Source organism: Arthrobacter sp. SAFR-044, assembly GCF_051965175.1.
Lineage (GTDB): Bacteria > Actinomycetota > Actinomycetes > Actinomycetales > Micrococcaceae > Arthrobacter.
This window is the reverse complement of record NZ_JBQCMK010000004.1, coordinates 73040-89486: the sequence shown is the minus strand read 5'-3', so window position 1 is coordinate 89486 and position 16447 is coordinate 73040. Positions and strand designations below refer to the sequence as shown.

Here is a 16447-nt window from a genome sequence, read left to right as displayed (position 1 = left end):
GAGTTTGGGGAACACGGAGGGACTCCACGAGGACGCAGCCGCGACTGTTACGCCTGTAATGAAGTAGTCCGTGAGCAAATGTCAGGCCCACATGGGGGCACCCACACCCTCCGAAGAGGATCGCTGACACGTTACCGCGGTAACTTGTATAAGACTCTAGGGGTGCCGCAGGGCCCCGGACAAGTCGGCTCCGAATTAAGACGCAGTTTTACGGGTTGTTTCTTGCGGCGACAGAATTTTCTTCGCCCGCACCTGTCCTGCCGGCGCCCGTTCCTACCAGGGCCGGTCGGGAGTGGTCCGATCGGAGCCGTCCAGGTACTCCTCCCGTTCACGCCCGCTGTTCCGCTCGCGCTCGGCCTGCCGGGCGCTGTCCTGCAGCTGGTCCAACTGGTTTTGCCGTGTGTCACCGGAGGTGTCCGCGGACGGCTCCCCGGCCGGTGCAGATGCCTGGTCCGCAGGGTGTCCGGCGGCTTCGAGTTTGTTTTCCAGCCGCTCCCTGGCCTCCGCCAACCGGCCACCCGCTCCAGGATCCGCCTCCCCTGACAGGCAGATTTCCGGTGCCTGCCCGGCAACGTCCAGCGCTTGGCTGAAGAGGGGAACGGCCGACGCCGGGTCGCCGGCTTGGAGGCGCTGGTCACCCAGGCGCTCAATCACCAGGACCAGGTTCACCCGCACCGGGCATTCGTCACCGGAGCCGTCCGGGACCATCGTCAGTGACTGTTCAAACAGGGCTCTCGCCGTCCCGTCATCACCTGCCAGCACGGCAGCGTCACCGGCGGCGAACGGCGCCTTGTGCGGCTCCACCATGTTGGCTATCCCAAGGCCGCCGGCCGCCGTGCGCACCGCGGACGCGTTTCCTGCCTCGAAACCGGCGGCGGCCCGCTGGGCGAGCATGCCCAGGCTCAGGAGCTTGGCGGCAGCACACAGCACCAGGAGCACGGGCAGCGCGGACCACAGCAGCAGCCGGCGCCTGCGGACGTTGGCGTTCACCGTCCGCTCCCTTTCACAGGCGTGGGCCGGAGCCCGCGGAGCTGCCGGATAGTGCCCACCGCTTCCGGTAAGGCCAGCAGGAACGCGCCGGCGGCGAAGATCCAATAGAGTTCGCGGGCGGCTGACAGCGAACCGTCCTGATCCGAATGTTCCGGCTTGCCGGGATGTGCCTGCTGCAGCATGTCCGCCACCGGTGCGCCGGCGGCACGGTGGACGTAGGGCACGCCCAGCTGGGAGGCGATGTTCCGCAGCCGGCCCTCATCGATGACGGAGAGCGCGTCCCCGGAGCTGCCCGGCCGGGTGTCCTGCACATAGTCCGGCCGCGCCGGAGGAACGTTCCCGCCCTGTGTGCCGCCGCCGTCGGAAGGCTGCCCGGTGTTCTTCTTCATCCTCCCGCCGCCGGACGTCCCGTAACCCAGCACCGCTCCCCCGGCCACCAATCCGTCGTCGACCTTCATAGTGGCCGGCTCCTTTCCGCTGGTTTGCTCGCCATCGCCCAGGTAGTACACCAGCCTGGGCCGGTCGGGCTGGCTGTCGCGGGCAGCGGCCAACCGCTCGGACAGCACCTGGTTGGCCGCGGTGATGCTGCTGCCCCTGGCGTACGCGGTCACCTGCGGTTCAATGACGTCCGTGATGGTTTCCAAAGCCAGGGTGTCGGTGCTGAGCGGCATCCGGACGTGCGCCGTGGTGTCGAAGGTGATCACGGAAAAGCGGGCACCGGGCAGCTCTTCGGCGATGGCCTTGATGTCCTTGCGGACACCCTCCAGCCGCGGAGCCCCGTTGCCGTAATCCTCGGCCACCATGCTGGGGGTGGTGTCCACCACAAAGAACACGTTCAGGTCGGCGGTGGCAGCCTGCACGGAGCCGCCGGGCAGGCTGGGCCGCAGGGCTGCTGCCAGGAGCAACAGGACAATGGTCGCCCGCCGCAGCCACGCCCTTCTGCGCAGGGGTGTCCGCTGCAGGCGCCACAGGACTGCGCACAGGACCACCCCGGACAACAGGGCAACACCCAGCGGCAGTCCCGGAACTTCCGAGAACACGGCCCGTGGCGCGCCCTGGATCGCTGTTGTTTCGGTTTGCTCCACGGCGGCAACGATGCCGGGCACTAAGTCGGGACTGTCCAGGGCATAGTACGCACCGCCGGTGGACTCCGCGGCAGCCCGCAACTGGGCGCCGGGCTGGCCGGGACCGCTGCCATAGTCCAGGTCGCCCGGGTTCAGTGCGTAGACGTGTACTGACCGCTCCTTGGCCATCTGCGCGGCCTGGTCCAGGGTCATGATCGGCTCGCCGGAAAGGAAGTTGTCCGTGGCCATCACCACGGACCGCGAGCGCGCCGGGATGCTGCCGCCGTCTGTGGCCTCGCCGGCTGCCCTGGGAGGCCTGCCGGTTAAGCCGGGGAAACTGTTGAGGCAGGATGCCAGGCCGTCCCCGATCAGTGAGGATCCCCTGCCGTTCCATGTGCCGTCCAGGAAGCCGGAGCTGCCGGGCTTGCCGTCGAAGGCGTCCTTGGCGTCCTGGAGCTGCTCCTGGGCGTAGGCATAGTCGTCGGTCAGCGGAAACACCTGGATGGCGCTGCTGTCGAAGATGGTCAGGCCGATCCGCTCGCCGTCGAACTTTTTCGCCAGGCCGGCGAAGACGTCCACTACGGCGGCGTCGGCACTGCTCATGGAGCCGGAGGCGTCCAGGCACAGCATGATGTCCCGGTTGTGCTGCTCCGGCCGGATGGTGGTCACGTCAGCGGGCCGCGCTGCCGCCACGGCCGTGGAGACCAGCAGCACGGCGCAGGCGGTGCCGGCCGCTGCCAGCCAGCGGCGGTGCCGCCGGAGGGCTGCCTGGTATGCCGGGAGCGCGGTGAGCCTGTCGGCGTGTGCCACGGGCCGTCGTCGTGCGTTGGCCCCCCGGTTCCTGCGCAGCCCAACCCATGCCGCCACCCCCGCGGCAACTGCGGCCAGCGGCAGCAGCCACCAAAACATCAGCTCCACGTCCGCACCGCCTCGGACGCTTTTGCTGCCGACGCAGCCACGGACGGCAACGGGCCTGGACCGAATTCGGCAGGGTACAGGGCCTCGATGACACGGGCCGCCGCAGGAAGCGGGTGCCGGGCCAGGTCCTGGTGCGTCATTCTGGTGGCATCGACTCCCGTGGCGTCCCGGACGAACGCGCGCAGCAGGAGGCTGATCTCCTGGTGAGCTGCACGTGCCTCAATGTTTCCCGCCGCCGCCTCCCGGTCCACATCATGGATGCGCTGCAGGTACGCCGCCTTGAGTGCAGGCAGCTCCGTCAGGGCGGACCGGGAGCCGGCGCTGCCGGGTTTGGTGCGTGGAGCCGGGCGGGTGGTGGCAAGCACGAAGACGTACCACCCTGCCACCAGGACCAGCAGTGCCGCGCCGCACCATAGCCAGGCGGGGCTGTACTGCAGCGGGCCGTAGAATCCGGAATCAGCCCCCACGCCTGTGCCTCTCCAGGAGGGCAAACAGGCCGGTGATGACGTCCCCGCTGCCGGCCACTTCCCCCTCCGTGATCCCGGCGGTGCGCAACATGGCCTTGCGGCCAGCGTCGCGTTCCACTGCGGCTTTGGCATAGGCAGCCGCCACCGCGGCAGACGTGGCCGGCTGCCAGGCCAGGAAGGAGGAATCGGCCACGCTGTAGGAGTCCCGGCCGGTGTTTGGGCTTGCCCCGGCCACGGGTGGGGGCACCAGCTCCGCGTCCCTGACCGTCAGCCACAGGATCTCGTGCTGGGCGCGCAGCCTGCGCAGGAGCCGGCCGGTGCCAGCGTCCGCTGCCAACTCGTCAGCGACGACGAAGAGCAGGTGGCGGCCTTTGACATTCCGCGCCACATAGTCCAGCTGGTCCTGGATCCTGCTGGCGGCCGATTCCAGGGCGGTGTGGGTGTCCACGTGCTGCAGCAGCCGTTCCAGGTGGGCCTCCCCGCTCTTCGCCGGGAACGAGCGGGTGGCCGCTGAATCGCCGCACACCAGCCCCACCACGTCGCCGTGCCGGTGGGCCACGTAGCCCAGGACGCCGAGGGACAACACGGCGATGTCTTTTTTCACTTCCCCGGACCGCGCCTCCGCCGCCATGTTGCGGCCCGTGTCGGTGACGAGGAGGACAGTCTGGCGGCGGACAGCCACGTACCGCCGGATCAGGGGCGAGCCGTGGCGTGCCGACGCCTTCCAGTCGATATCGCGGACCTCGTCACCGGGCACGTAGGCGCGCAGGTCATCGAAGTCCAGGCTGCGGCCCCTGAACACGGAACCATATTCGCCGTCGAGCATGCCGCGGGCTTTGCGGCGCGCGAAGATGGCCATCTTCGATTTCACGCCCTGGAGGAGGCTGGCCATGCGGGGTCAGGGGGTCTGGACGGCGGCCACGACGGCGTCGATCACCGATTCCACCGGGACCTGCTGGGCCACAGCGTCAAAGTTCAGGATGAGCCGGTGCCGCAGCACGCGGTGGGCCAGCGACCTGACGTCCTCGGGGATGACATGGTCCCTGCCGTTCAGCAGCGCCACCGCACGGGCTGCCTGGCTGAAGGCGATGCTGGCACGGGGGCTGGCGCCGAACTCGATGAACCCTGCAAGCCTGGCATCAATGTATTGGGACGCGTTCCGGGTCACGTACACCAGCCCCACGATGTAGTTGATGACCGCCGGATCGATGTAGACGCGCGTGGCCAGTTCCTGGATTTCGGTGACCGCATCCAGGGAGGCGGCCGCCGCGGGCTTCTGTCCAGGCGTATAGACACCGGCGTCGATCCTCCGGATGATCTCGGCCTCTTCGGCGGGACTGGGGTAGTCCAGCACGTCCTTGAGCATGAACCGGTCCATCTGTGCTTCGGGCAACTGGTAGGTGCCCTCCTGCTCAATGGGGTTCTGGGTGGCCAGGACCAGGAACGGTGAGGGCAAGCGGTAGTCCTGCCCTCCGATCGACGTCTGGCGTTCCTGCATCGCCTCCAGCATGGCGCTCTGGGTCTTGGCGCTGGAGCGGTTGATTTCATCCAGCAGCACGATGTTGGCGTGGACCGGGCCGAGCTGGGTGTGGAAGGTGCCCTTGGCGGCGTCGTAGATCTGGGTTCCCACGATGTCGCTGGGCAGCAGGTCCGGGGTGCACTGGATCCGGCGGAAGTCCCCGCTGACGGCGTCGGCCAGGGTTTGCGCGGCTGTGGTCTTGGCCAGCCCCGGGACGCTCTCCAGCAGGATGTGGCCGCCGGTCAGCAGGCCCACCAGCAATGATTCCCGCAGCCGGGACTGCCCCACCACTTTCGCGTCGAAACTGCGCGAAATGTTGGCGGCCACCTGCTGCACCCTGGCCAGCTCCGCAGGTTGGATTCTTGCGGGCACGCTGGTCGAAAGCACTGGTTTCCCCCTGATGACGGTGTTGGGCGCACGGGCCGGACGTGTCCCGTTCGCCATCCTATCCAAGCCGCAGGTTTTGGGCCCGGCAATGGGCACCCCTCCCCATGAGGAGGCCGCGGGTCTATTCTGTTGCCATGATTGAGCTTCCAGCCAGTTACAAGGAATATCTCGCCGACAAGAGCCAGATGGTCATCGACACAGTCAGGCCCGTCCTGATGCAGTCCGCGGCCGAAAAACTGCACGGCGTCCGCGTGGTCAATAACCCCACCGGGCACCAGGCCCACCTGGACGATACCCTCCCCTTCGGCGTGGTGCTCGAGGATATCGACTAACCCCTGACAGCTCCCGACAGGGCCAGCGAGTTGCCGGAACCGCGCGACACGATGGCGTAAAGGGCCAGGACCGGAACCGAATAGAGGATCGAGAATGCGGCCAGCTGGCCGTAGGCAACTGCCCCGTGCTGGCCGAAGAAGCTGAAGATCGAAACTGCTGCCGGCTGGCTTCCCTCGGAGAGCAGGAGCACGAACGGGACGAAGAAGTTCCCCCAGGCCTGGATGAACACGAAGATGAACACCACGCCCAGGCCCGGGCCCATGAGGGGAAGCACGATCGAACGCAGGCCGGCCAGCCTGGAGGCGCCGTCCACCCATGCCGCTTCCTCCAGGGCCAGCGGTACCGCGTCCATGAAGTTCCTGGTCATCCAGATCGCCATGGGCAAACTGGTGGCGGCCAGGAAAAGCACCGTCGCGGGCAGGGAGTCCAGCAGCCGGAGCTGCACGAACAGGCCGTAGACCGGCACCATGATGGCGGTGATGGGCAGGCAGGTCCCGAAGAGGATGCCGTACATGAACGGGGTATTGAAGCGGGACCGGTAGCGGGACAGCGGGTACGCGGCAAGCACGGCGGCTGCCAGTGTCACCACCCCTGTCCCGGCGGACAGCACCAGGCTGTTCCACAGTGGCCGGAACAGCAATTCCGGCGTGAGGACGGCGGCGAAATTGTCCAGGCCGGGCTGCCGCGGGATCTTGACCGCGTGCCCGGCCGCAGGGTCCAGTGAACCGAGGACCAGCCAGAGCAGGGGCAGCAGGAAGCAGGCGCCAACCAGCAGCAGCACCATGTCCGCCCAGGTGCTGCGGGCCTGTTTGTGCGGGGCGGTCACGGCCGCTGCTCCCTCAGGAGGCGGAGATAGATTGCCCCGAACACGGCCCCGATGAGGATCAGGACCGTGGCGACGGCGGTGCCGTAGCCGATGTCCCCGAATTTGAAGGCCTCCTGGTAGGCCAGGACAGGCAGTGTGGTACTGGCGTTGGCAGGGCCGCCGGCGGTCATGACCCAGATCAGGGTGAAGACAGCCAGGGTCTGCAGCGTGACCAGCATCAGGTTGGTGGCAATGCTGCCGCGGATGACCGGCAGCGTGATGAACGCCAGCCGCTGCCAGGCACCGGCGCCGTCCATCTGCGCGGCCTCGGTCAGCTCGCCGGGGACACCACTTAGTGCGGACCGGTACACGAGCATGGAAAAGGCAGTGCCGCGCCAGACGTTCGCCAGGACCACCGCTGCCATGGGAACGGCATACAGCCAGTCTGTTCCTGCCAGCCCCAACCCGCCCAGCAGCTGGTTCAGCGTCCCGTCCCGGCTGAAGAAGGCGTAGGCCGCGAACGCCGCCACGATTTCCGGCAGGACCCAGGCGGCCACGACGGCGGTGCCAACGGTTGCGGAGACCACGGGACGCGCACGCCGCATCAGGACGGCAAGGGCCAGTCCCAGCACGTTCTGGCCCAGGATCGCCGAACCGGCAACGAACAGGACGGTCAGCGCGAGCGACAGCGGAAGGACCGGGTCCTGCAGCAGCCGCTGGTAGTTGTCCAGGCCCACCCACTCCGGGTTCTTCGCGTGCCGGCCGGTAAGTCCGGCGTTGGTGAGCGAGGCGTGGAAGGCCCACAGCACGGGGCCGGCGAGGAACACGAGCAGGAGCACGACGGCAGGCACGACCGGCACGTAGCCGAGCACATGCCGTGTGCGGTGGCTGGCCCGCACGCTTACTTCCGGATGGTTTTGTCGCCGCCCACTATGCCGGCCACGGCCGTGTCATAGTCGGCGGCCGCCTGCTCCGGAGTCCTGGTGCGGGTAATCACGGCTTCGGTGGCTTCCTGCACGGCAGCGGAGATCCGTGGATAGTCGGATGTTGCGGGCCGGTACCTGGTGACCGCCACCAGGCCGGACACATCCTTCACGAACGGGTTGCCGGACTGGTAGCCGGGGTCCGCGGCGACGTCGGTGCGCACGGCGATTTGCGAGCTGGCCATCGTGAACGCCAGGGAGTTCTTCGCGTTGAGGGCTGTGGTCAGGAAGTTGAAGGCGAGATCGGGCTGCTTGGTCTCAGCGCCAACGGCCAGGGTCCACCCTCCGGACATGCTGACCGCGCCGGGGGCCCTCCCGTCCTGGGTGGGGAACGGCGCCACGGCCATGTCCTGGCCGTACTCAGGCCAGGCGTAGCTTCCGCCGTCCTGCCAGAACGACGGCGCGTAGGAGCCTTCCACGGTTGCGCCGAGTTTTGCCTTGGGGAACCACTCCCCGAACACCTTCTTCCAGATGTTCGGGTCAAGGGCTTCGGCCGGAGCGACGGCCAGGTTCTCCCCATACAGCGTGTCGAGGAAGGCCAGCGAATCCTTGAAGCCGGCCGAACCGACGACCCACTTTTTCGAATCCTGGTCATAGAGGCCGGCTCCGGTGCCGTACAGGAGCTCGTAGAAGCCCTGCATGACGCTTCCTTCACCGGTGCCCTTGCCGGCATACATGTTGAAGGGAACCACGTCCGGCTGGGAGGCTTTGATCTTCCTGGCGGTGTCCAGGATGTCCTGCCAGCTCGACGGGCGCCACGGGAGGCCAATGCCGGCAGCGGCAAAGACCTTCTTGCTGTACCAAATGGCCCGCGTGTCGGTGCCCAGCGGCACCGCGTACGTCCCGCCGTCGTCCGCTTTCCCCGCTTCCTTGGCGCCGGCGTCGAACTTGGCCCAATCCCCCCACCCCGACAGGCGGCTGTCCAGGTTCAGGAGGTAGCCGGCGTCCACGTCGGAGCGGACCTTGAAGGTGTCTTCGTAGAAGACGTCAGGGGCGGTGGAGGGCGACCGCAGGGCCAGGGCCAGCTTGGTCCCGTAGTCGTCGTCGTTGGCCTGGATGGGCTGCAGCTCGATGGTGACGCCCTGGTTCGCGGCCTCGAATTCCTTCTTCGCGTCCTGGAACATGCTGTCCAGGGCCGTGAACGAGTCCGTTTTCTGGTAGGCCACCTTAATGGTCTTGCTTCCACCCGACGGGTCGGCAGGCGTGCAGGCTGTGAGGACCAGGACTGCGGCGGCCACCAGTGATGCTGTCTTGGATATCCGGCGTAACATGTCGCACTCAGCTTTCCAACAGGAGCCGCTGGGCCCGGGGAGCGAGGGTATGTTCAAGGACCAGCGACGCTGCGCCGATGGCTCCCACGTCCTCCCCCACTCCTGTGCCCACAACCTCGATGGGATGGATCAGGCGGGCGGCGCTGTTGGCATCCAGCAGCGGCGGGACCAGCTCGAGGTAGCGCTGCGACAGGCAGGTCCAGAAGGGCCCGCCGAAGACCACCCGCTCGACATCAAGGGTGTTGGTGACCACTGAGACGGCCCGGGCAACCAGGGCGGCAGACTTGTCCAGGATGGCAGCAGCCCGTTCATCCCCTGCATAGGCTCGTCCGCACAGCTCAGTGAAGCTCTGCTGGATTTCCGCGGCGCTCCTGGCCTGCGCACCCTCCAGGATTCCCGCGGCCTCCGCTTGCGCCACCAGCACCTGAGGGATGCACGAGGACTTCACGCAGCCCCGCTGGCCGCAGTCGCACGGTGCACCGTCCGGGTCCACGATGATGTGGCCGATTTCGCCGGCGTTGCCCGACGTGCCGCGGACCACTTCATCGTTCAGGACGATCCCGCAGCCGATGCCGGTCCCCATGTACATGAACACGAAACTGCCGGCTCCGCTGGGGCCGCCTGCCCACGTTTCCGCCACCGCGGCGCTGGTCACATCCTTGTCCACCAGCACGGAGTAGCCGGTGGCCTTGGCCAGTGCGTCCCGCAGTTCCACCCTGTCCCACCCGGGAAGCAGCGGCGGGTCCACCACGGTGCCGTGGTCCAGGTCGATGGGACCGGGCGCGGCCACTCCCAGCCCTGCAATCCGGCCGCGGTCCACGCCCGAATCTTCGACGAGCTGGGCAAGTTCCGCGGCGATGGTGGCGATAACGGCGGCGGGATCGTTTCCGCCGGGGGTCTTGATCCGTGAGTGCCGCACCACCGCGCCCACGAGATCCAGCACCACGAAAGTTGTCACGGCCGGGTCCAGGTGCACGCCAAGGGCGTACATGCCGCCGGGATTCAGGCGGAGGATGGTGCGCGGCTTGCCGGGGCCGCTGCCCTCCTTGCCGGCCTCAACGATCAGGTTCTGGTCCAGCAGGCGGCGGGAAATGTTCGAGATGGTCTGGGGCGACAGGCCAACGATCTGGGCGAGTTCCACCCGGCTCAGCCCGCCCGATGTCCTGCGGATTGCGTCGAGGATGACGGTGAGGTTGAAGTCCCCCATCCTGGGCAAGTTGGTTCCGCGTCTCGGAGAGGATTGGCGGATCTCAGACACTGTGTCCCCTAAACGTCTTCGGCTACCTGGCGGTCGTGATGCTTTGAATCGTACGTTAAGCATGCCTCCCCGCCCATACGTGCGGGGAGCGGCGCGGCGGATGTCGTGGCTGGTGAAGGGGATGGAACGGTCAGCGGGAGCTGCGCGTGCTGCGGGTGACCGTGAACTTCGGGTTCCTGCCCTCCACCACGGTGGGTCCTACATACCGCTCCAGGGCCGGCAGGTAGGCCAGGTGCCGGTTGTAGACGGTCCACAGCTCGCCCCCGGGAGCCAGGACGCGTCCGGCCGCTTCAATCATCTTCATCCCTGCCCCTGCATGGACGCCGGCACCGACGTGGAAGGGCGGGTTCAGCAGGACGGCATCGACGGCGCCGTCGGGGAACGTGCTGAGCGCATCGTCCTGCAGCACGGTGATCCGGTCCGCCAGTCCATTCGCGCCGGCGGTGGCCAGCGTGGACTGCACGGCGGCGGCCGACTGGTCCGTTGCCGTCACGGCAGCGGCGGGGAACTGCCTGGCATACATTGCGGCGAGGATCCCGGTGCCGCAGCCCAGGTCCACGGCGTGCCGCGCCGGCTTCATCGCCGGCAGGAACGTCAGCAGGAAGCGCGTGCCGATGTCCAGCCTGGCGCCGGCGAAAACAGCGCCGTGCGCCGCTACGTCCAGGTCCAGCTCGTCAAGGTGCTCCACCACAGGAAAGCGCGGGGAGTCCGTAGCGGGTTTGGGGCCGGCGGCGAGGAGAACCCGCGATTTTTGCCGCGCGAGCTGGGGCTGCACGGAAACGAAGTACCGCTCCAGGACCGCGTTCATGCCCAGTGACATGTGCTTCACCCGGCCACCTGCCAGCAGCCGGACATCCGGTACGGCATACCGGGCCACCGCGGCCGCAATCTCCTCCAGCTCCGCGAGGGTCTTGGGGAGCTGAAGCAAAACCGTGTCCGCTCCCGCCAACAATTCAGGGCCCAGGGGCAGCTGGACGAAACCGGGCCCGGCGCCGTCGGTACCGGCTGCCTCTGCCAGGGCGGCTGCATTGAGCCGCAATGCCCTTTCACCTGTGATGAGATCCTGGTGCACCCGCAGCGGCCCGGGGGCAAGTACCGCGGAAGCGCCGAGCGTCAGTGCGCCGTAGCGGTCTCCGATCACGGCCACCGTGCTGCCCGACCTGCCCAGCTGCATTGCCGTCTCCAGCAGCAGCCGGTCAGTGGCGTCCCAGGCCTGCAGGTTGGGCGCCTCCACATCGGGCCGCCGGCGCAGCGCGTGGAAAATGTCGTCCAGGGTGTCTGCTGCCACCGGTGTCCTGCCGCCTTCTGTTGCCTTTGCCGGCCCCGGTTCCCGGGGCATCAACCCCACGTTACCTGTTCCGCCACCGTCCTGATTCCAGGCAGTTTGAGGATGGCGGCCACCGCTGCGCGGCCGGCCCGGTTGGCGCCAATGGTGGACGACGACGGGCCGTACCCCACCAGGTGGACGCGCGGCTCGGCTGCCACTTGCGTCCCGTCCATGGCAATTCCGCCGCCGGGTCCCCGCAGGTGAAGCGGCGCAAGGTGTTCCAGTTCCGCCCGGAAGCCGGTGGCCCAGAGGATGACGTCGGCCCTCAGCAGGCTGCCGTCGGCGCGGCGGACGCCCTCGGGTTCGATGGAGGTGAACATCGGCTGCCGGTCCAAGGCGCCCCTCTCCCTGGCGGCGCGCAGCGCGGGTGTCCAGATAAGGCCCGTTGCCGACACCACGCTTAGCGGCGGCAGTCCTTTGCGGACGCGCTCCTCCACCAATGCCACCGCATCATGGCCGGCCTTGGCGTCGAAGGGGGCATCCCGCCAGACCGGTTCCCTGCGGGTGAACCAGCTGGTGGTGGTGACCCGGGAAATTTCGTCCAGCAGCCCGACGGCGGAAATGCCGCCGCCCACCACGATCACATGCTTGCCGCGGAACTCGTCTGCTGAGACGTAATCGGCCACGTGGAGCTGCCGGCCGCGGAACGTCGACTGCCCAGGGTAGATGGGCCAGAACGGACGGGTCCATGTTCCCGTGGCGTTGATGAGTGCCTTGGCGCTCCAGTCGCCGTCGGAAGTTTCGATCCGCAGCTGCCCGGCAGGATTGCTGTCTTCGCGCCTGACGGCGCGCACCCTGACGGGCCGGTGGACGGGGAGGCCCAATTCAGTCTCATAGCTTCCGAAATAGCGGCTCAGGAACTGGGAACTGGGCTCCGCCGGATCCACGTCGGGTTTGGCGATACCCGGCAGGTCGCTGATCCCGTTGACTGTGGCCATGCGCAGGCTCTTCCAGCGGTGCCGCCACGCGCCTCCGGGACCTTCCTCGGCGTCGAGCACGGCAAAGTCCAGCCCCCGGCGCTGGAGATGGTACGCGGCCGACAGGCCTGCCTGGCCCGCCCCGATGACCACAACGTCGGTTCGCTCAGGAATCACCCCGCCAATGATAGTCGTGGAGGGCAGCGCGGCTTTAGGGTAGGCCCATGGAAACTGGAGGAGCCCCCGCACTGACCGGAACCGGACACACAGGCCACGCAGCACGGCTGGCAAGGGCCTTGGGGGTGGTGCTCGGAACGGAAGAGATACCGCTGCGGCTGCGGGCGTGGGACGGTTCGGAAGCCGGCCCCGCAGGTGCGCCGGTCCTGGAGTTCAAGTCCCGGAAGGCACTGCGGCGCGTGCTCTGGTCGCCGGGGCAGCTGGGCCTGAGCCGGGCGTACGTTGCAGGTGACATCGACGCCCCGGGCGATATCTTCGCAGCCTTCACGGCATTGAGTTCGGCCGGCAAGTTCGCCGAGCCCGGTCCGTTCCGCCCGCTTTCCGCCGGCGAGCTCTGGCTGCTGCTGCGCACCGCGGTCCGGCTCGGCGCCATTGGACCCAACCCCGCTCCGCCGCCCGAGGAGGCGCGCATTGCGAAGAAAGGCAGGATGCACTCCCGGGGCCGGGATTCGGCCGCCATCTCGCATCACTACGACGTGGGCAACGACTTTTATGCCCTGGTGCTTGGACGCTCCATGGTCTATTCCTGCGCCGTATGGCCGGACAACGGCGCGCCTGCCGGCGGCGGCCTGGACGACGGCCTGGACGACGGCCTGGATGACGGCCTGGACGGCGGCCTGGACGCAGCACAGGAGGCCAAGCTGGACCTGGTCTGCCGCAAGCTGGGCCTCCAGCCCGGAATGCGGGTCCTCGATGTGGGGTGCGGGTGGGGCAGCTTCGCGCTCCATGCAGCATCCAGGTACGGCGCAAGGGTGGTGGGCGTGACGCTGTCCACTGAGCAAGCCATCCTGGCCCGCAAGCGTGCAGCCGATGCTGGCCTCACGGACAGTGTGGAGATCCGGGTGCAGGATTACCGGGATGTGCAGGACGGGCCGTACGACGCCATCAGTTCCATCGGGATGTCAGAGCACGTGGGACGGGAACAAACCCCTGCCTACGCCGCGGCGCTCTTCGGGCTGCTCCGCCCCGGCGGGCGTTTGCTCAACCATGCCATCTCCTGGAACGCCGGGCCAACCAGCCCCGATCCGGACTCGTTCATCCCCCGGTATGTCTTTCCGGACGGCGAAATGATCAGCCTCGGCGAGATGGTGTCGGCCTTGGAAACCGCCCGGTTCGAAGTCCTCGACGTGGAGGCCCTTCGCCGCCACTACGCCCTGACCCTCCGGGCCTGGGTCAGGCGCCTGGAGCAGAACTGGGATGAAGCGGTGCAGCTGGCCGGGGAGGGCCGCGCCCGCGTGTGGCGGCTGTACATGACAGCCAGCGCCCTGGGATTCGAAAACGGCCTCACCGGAGTCAACCAGGTACTGGTGCGCCGGCCGGGCGGACAGGAACCTCCCCTGCGCCGCACCACTTGGGTGTGACGAAAGCGCCCTCCTGCCGGGACGTAACCCGGCAGGAGGGCGGCTTGGAACCCCGGGATCAGGCCACCGGGGACGGTCCGCCCGGCTGGGTGAAGTGCTGGGTCTTTTCGATCTGCACCACTTTCGGGTCCGTTTCGTCGGCAGCATAGTCCGTAGGCCGGGTGAGGTCCTCGCCGGTCCGGACCTTGAGGGCCCGCAGCACCAGGGTCAGCACGACGGCGACAACCAGGTTCAGCGCGAACGCCGACACCGCGATGTAGACACTGAAGTCAGTGCCCGGGATGGGCGCCACCGAACCGCCGAAATGGGCCTTGGTCACGGGGTTGACCACGTTGTAGGCGGAGACGGTTCCGAAGATAATGCCCACCGCCCAGCCCACCAGGAGGGCCCAACGGTCGAACCACCGGGTGTAGAGGCCCGCCACCACCGCGGGGAAGGTCTGCAGGATCCAGATGCCGCCCAGCAGCTGCATATTGATGGCCGCCGACTGGTCCATGGCGATTACGAAGACCAGGGCGCCCACCTTCACTACCAGGGAGACGATCTTGGAAACTTTCGCCTCGGTCCGGGGGTCGACGTCGGGGCGGATGAAGTCCCGGTAGATGTTGCGGGTGAACATGTTCGCTGCTGCGATGGACATGATCGCTGCCGGCACCAGGGCCCCGATGGCAATGGCTGCCAGTGCGATCCCGGCAAACCAGGCCGGGAAATGGTCAAGGAACAGCTGGGGAACCACCAGCTGCGGATTGACCGATCCGTCCAGGTCGATCGGCTTGGTACCCGCTTTGATGGCCACGAAACCCAGCAGCGCCAGGAAGCCGAGCATCAGCGAGTACAGCGGCAGGATGGCGGCATTGCGGCGGATGGTGTTGCGGGCCTTCGATGCCAGCACCGCCGTGACCGAGTGCGGGTACATGAACAGCGCCATGGCCGAGCCCAACGCCAGGGACCAGTAAGCGGAGTAGTTTGCCGCGCCGGGGACAAAGACGCCTGCCGGCTTGCCCGTTGCCTGGTTCACGGTGCCCAGCTTGGATTGGGCGGCGTCGAAGATGGTGTCCCAGCCACCGAATTTGATGGGCAGGTAGATGACGGCCACGATGACGGCCAGGTAGATCAGCAGGTCCTTTACGACGGCGATCATCGCCGGGGCGCGCAAGCCCGAGGTATAGGTGTAGGCAGCCAGGACCACGAAAGCCAGGATCAGCGGCAGGTCAGTCAGCAGGACGTTGTCGGAGCTCCCCAGGCCAAGGACGGTGAGCACCGCCTTGATCCCCACCAGTTGCAGCGCGATGTACGGCATGGTGGCGACGATGCCCGTCACGGCGACTGCCAGGGAGAGCCAGCGGCTGCCGTAGCGGCCGCCCACGAAGTCGGCTGAGGTGACGTAGCCATGGCGGTGGGATACGGACCACAAACGGCTCATGATGATGAAGATGATCGGATACAGGACGATCGTGTACGGCACGGCGAAGAAGCCGCTGACCGCGCCGGTGGCCCACATGGCCGCTGGCACAGCCACAAAGGTGTATGCGGTGTAGAGGTCCCCGCCCAACAGGAACCAGGTGATCCAGGTGCCGAAGCCGCGCCCGCCCAGGCCCCACTCATCCAGGCTGTGCAGTCCTTCCACTTCCGTACTCCGGCGCCACTTTGCCGCCAGGAAGCCCATCACGGCCACGACGACGAAGAGCAGCACCACAATGACCAAGGCGGTCCAGTTGATTTCGCGTCCGTTCATGGCCGGTCCCCTCCCAACCCGGCACCGGCGGAGCCGGCGCCTGCCCGGGGCGGCCCCCCGGCACGGACCTCTGCCCGCCGTCGTCGGTCTTCCTTGGTGACCAGCCAGTAAGCAGAGCCGGTCAGTATTGCTGAAACCGGCACCCAGAGCAGCTGGTACCAGTAGAAGAACGGCAGCCCGCCCAGCCGCGGCGCGTCAAAGGCGTAGAGCTGGGGCATCAGGGGCAAGAGAATGGCGGCGGCAAGCAGGATCCCGGCGCCGATATAGGGAGCCGGCCTGGCCGGTCCGCGGATGGCGGTATCCCGGGTCAGGCGCGACTCTTCGGGAAAGGCTTCGCCATTGGTGCTGTAACCGTCTGCGTGGGACATCTGCGACCTCCTCGTCAGCCCGTCCCGCGGCCGCCGCCTTGGATGAAAGCAGTCCGGTGGCGGGACGATGTGCCCTCAATCACAGTTGTACCGCGCTTTGACCTGCGCCGGAAGACTTTTGCCCCACGAGCAGTTGCCGGTGGCAACAAAAAAGGGAACCATCACCTGGTGATGGTTCCCTTTTCCCGTGTACCGGTGGAGCTGAGGGGACTCGAACCCCTGACCCCCTGCATGCCATGCAGGTGCGCTACCAGCTGCGCCACAGCCCCGTACTACTTGTCTCTTCCGGTCGAATTCCCCGGAGCAACCTGACCAGAGTAATGCACTTTTCCGCTGGACGCCAATCGGCGGCCGGGCGGCGGTGCCCGGGGCACCCGCGGGGACGTGCAAACAAAAAAGTCCGCCGGAACCATGATGGTTCCGGCGGACTTACCGGTGGAGCTGAGGGGACTCGAACCCCTGACCCCCTGCATGCCATGCAGGTGCGCTACCAGCTGCGCCACAGCC

15 protein-coding genes and 2 tRNA genes are annotated in these 16447 nt (G+C 67.4%); 2 read left to right on the top strand and 15 right to left on the bottom strand.

What is annotated here, in order from left to right; genetic code table 11:
- Nucleotides 1-273: 273 nt before the first annotated feature.
- The 5 genes from ACTHQS_RS07775 to ACTHQS_RS07755 are packed head-to-tail and all read right to left on the bottom strand — an operon-like array spanning nucleotide 274 to nucleotide 5345.
- Nucleotides 274-990, bottom strand: a complete 717-nt coding sequence (locus ACTHQS_RS07775) for a hypothetical protein (protein ID WP_440167547.1) — start codon at nucleotides 988-990, stop codon at nucleotides 274-276.
- Nucleotides 987-2963 carry a VWA domain-containing protein gene (locus ACTHQS_RS07770; protein ID WP_440167999.1) on the bottom strand — a complete coding sequence of 659 codons (1977 nt, stop codon included), beginning with the start codon at nucleotides 2961-2963 and terminating at the stop codon, nucleotides 987-989. The genes ACTHQS_RS07775 and ACTHQS_RS07770 overlap by 4 nt, the downstream gene beginning before the upstream one ends.
- The gene (locus ACTHQS_RS07765; RefSeq protein ID WP_440167546.1) at nucleotides 2963-3439 is read right to left on the bottom strand and encodes a hypothetical protein; all 477 of its coding nucleotides are present in this window, start codon (nucleotides 3437-3439) and stop codon (nucleotides 2963-2965) included. Before ACTHQS_RS07765 ends, ACTHQS_RS07770 begins: the two co-directional genes overlap by 1 nt.
- Complete coding sequence (locus ACTHQS_RS07760; RefSeq protein ID WP_440167544.1) at nucleotides 3429-4331, bottom strand: DUF58 domain-containing protein; 903 nt, start codon at nucleotides 4329-4331, stop codon at nucleotides 3429-3431. Before ACTHQS_RS07760 ends, ACTHQS_RS07765 begins: the two co-directional genes overlap by 11 nt.
- Nucleotides 4332-4337: 6 nt before the next feature.
- Nucleotides 4338-5345, bottom strand: coding sequence for an AAA family ATPase (locus ACTHQS_RS07755; RefSeq protein WP_440167542.1), 1008 nt, complete (start codon nucleotides 5343-5345; stop codon nucleotides 4338-4340).
- A gap of 134 nt (nucleotides 5346-5479) precedes the next feature.
- Between ACTHQS_RS07755 and ACTHQS_RS07750 the strand changes: the two genes are divergently transcribed.
- Nucleotides 5480-5677: a hypothetical protein gene (locus ACTHQS_RS07750; RefSeq protein WP_251046755.1), complete on the top strand. Its 198-nt coding sequence runs from the start codon at nucleotides 5480-5482 to the stop codon at nucleotides 5675-5677.
- On the opposite strand, the gene ACTHQS_RS07745 is transcribed toward ACTHQS_RS07750, so the two are convergent.
- The 6 genes from ACTHQS_RS07745 to ACTHQS_RS07720 form a co-directional block, all read right to left on the bottom strand.
- Nucleotides 5674-6462 carry a carbohydrate ABC transporter permease gene (locus ACTHQS_RS07745; protein WP_440167998.1) on the bottom strand — a complete coding sequence of 263 codons (789 nt, stop codon included), beginning with the start codon at nucleotides 6460-6462 and terminating at the stop codon, nucleotides 5674-5676. The two genes, ACTHQS_RS07750 and ACTHQS_RS07745, sit on opposite strands and share 4 nt — an antisense overlap.
- A gap of 38 nt (nucleotides 6463-6500) precedes the next feature.
- On the bottom strand, nucleotides 6501-7382 hold the full coding sequence (locus ACTHQS_RS07740; protein ID WP_440167541.1) for a carbohydrate ABC transporter permease: 882 nt from the start codon (nucleotides 7380-7382) through the stop codon (nucleotides 6501-6503).
- Nucleotides 7383-7384: 2 nt separating this feature from the next.
- On the bottom strand, nucleotides 7385-8737 hold the full coding sequence (locus tag ACTHQS_RS07735; protein ID WP_440167539.1) for an extracellular solute-binding protein: 1353 nt from the start codon (nucleotides 8735-8737) through the stop codon (nucleotides 7385-7387).
- Nucleotides 8738-8744: 7 nt separating this feature from the next.
- On the bottom strand, nucleotides 8745-9944 hold the full coding sequence (locus ACTHQS_RS07730) for an ROK family transcriptional regulator (RefSeq protein ID WP_440167538.1): 1200 nt from the start codon (nucleotides 9942-9944) through the stop codon (nucleotides 8745-8747).
- Nucleotides 9945-10125: 181 nt separating this feature from the next.
- Nucleotides 10126-11334, bottom strand: a complete 1209-nt coding sequence (locus tag ACTHQS_RS07725) for a class I SAM-dependent methyltransferase (RefSeq protein ID WP_440167536.1) — start codon at nucleotides 11332-11334, stop codon at nucleotides 10126-10128.
- Nucleotides 11334-12416 (bottom strand): FAD-dependent oxidoreductase, encoded by a 1083-nt coding sequence (locus ACTHQS_RS07720; RefSeq protein WP_440167534.1) that lies wholly within the window; start codon nucleotides 12414-12416, stop codon nucleotides 11334-11336. The genes ACTHQS_RS07725 and ACTHQS_RS07720 overlap by 1 nt, the downstream gene beginning before the upstream one ends.
- A gap of 47 nt (nucleotides 12417-12463) precedes the next feature.
- On the opposite strand from ACTHQS_RS07720, the gene ACTHQS_RS07715 reads away from it, so the two are divergent.
- Complete coding sequence (locus ACTHQS_RS07715; protein WP_440167533.1) at nucleotides 12464-13837, top strand: class I SAM-dependent methyltransferase; 1374 nt, start codon at nucleotides 12464-12466, stop codon at nucleotides 13835-13837.
- Between the two features lie 58 nt (nucleotides 13838-13895).
- On the opposite strand, the gene mctP is transcribed toward ACTHQS_RS07715, so the two are convergent.
- The 4 genes from mctP to ACTHQS_RS07695 all read right to left on the bottom strand — a co-directional run bounded on the left by mctP (nucleotide 13896) and on the right by ACTHQS_RS07695 (nucleotide 16447).
- Complete coding sequence (mctP, locus tag ACTHQS_RS07710; RefSeq protein WP_440167531.1) at nucleotides 13896-15572, bottom strand: monocarboxylate uptake permease MctP; 1677 nt, start codon at nucleotides 15570-15572, stop codon at nucleotides 13896-13898.
- Nucleotides 15569-15940: a DUF3311 domain-containing protein gene (locus tag ACTHQS_RS07705; protein ID WP_440167529.1), complete on the bottom strand. Its 372-nt coding sequence runs from the start codon at nucleotides 15938-15940 to the stop codon at nucleotides 15569-15571. The genes mctP and ACTHQS_RS07705 overlap by 4 nt, the downstream gene beginning before the upstream one ends.
- A 196-nt stretch (nucleotides 15941-16136) precedes the next feature.
- Nucleotides 16137-16209: transfer RNA gene (locus tag ACTHQS_RS07700), tRNA-Ala, on the bottom strand.
- Between the two features lie 167 nt (nucleotides 16210-16376).
- Nucleotides 16377-16447: transfer RNA gene (locus ACTHQS_RS07695), tRNA-Ala, on the bottom strand.

Coding starts and splice junctions, on each gene's coding strand:
- ACTHQS_RS07770 (WP_440167999.1), bottom strand. CDS start 2,963: ATGTTTTGGTGGCTGCTGCCGCTGGCCGCAGTTGCCGCGGGGGTGGCG.
- ACTHQS_RS07760 (WP_440167544.1), bottom strand. CDS start 4,331: ATGGCCAGCCTCCTCCAGGGCGTGAAATCGAAGATGGCCATCTTCGCG.
- ACTHQS_RS07750 (WP_251046755.1), top strand. CDS start 5,480: ATGATTGAGCTTCCAGCCAGTTACAAGGAATATCTCGCCGACAAGAGC.
- ACTHQS_RS07745 (WP_440167998.1), bottom strand. CDS start 6,462: ATGGTGCTGCTGCTGGTTGGCGCCTGCTTCCTGCTGCCCCTGCTCTGG.
- ACTHQS_RS07735 (WP_440167539.1), bottom strand. CDS start 8,737: ATGTTACGCCGGATATCCAAGACAGCATCACTGGTGGCCGCCGCAGTC.
- ACTHQS_RS07730 (WP_440167538.1), bottom strand. CDS start 9,944: ATGGGGGACTTCAACCTCACCGTCATCCTCGACGCAATCCGCAGGACA.
- ACTHQS_RS07725 (WP_440167536.1), bottom strand. CDS start 11,334: ATGCCCCGGGAACCGGGGCCGGCAAAGGCAACAGAAGGCGGCAGGACA.
- ACTHQS_RS07715 (WP_440167533.1), top strand. CDS start 12,464: ATGGAAACTGGAGGAGCCCCCGCACTGACCGGAACCGGACACACAGGC.
- mctP (WP_440167531.1), bottom strand. CDS start 15,572: ATGAACGGACGCGAAATCAACTGGACCGCCTTGGTCATTGTGGTGCTG.
- ACTHQS_RS07705 (WP_440167529.1), bottom strand. CDS start 15,940: ATGTCCCACGCAGACGGTTACAGCACCAATGGCGAAGCCTTTCCCGAA.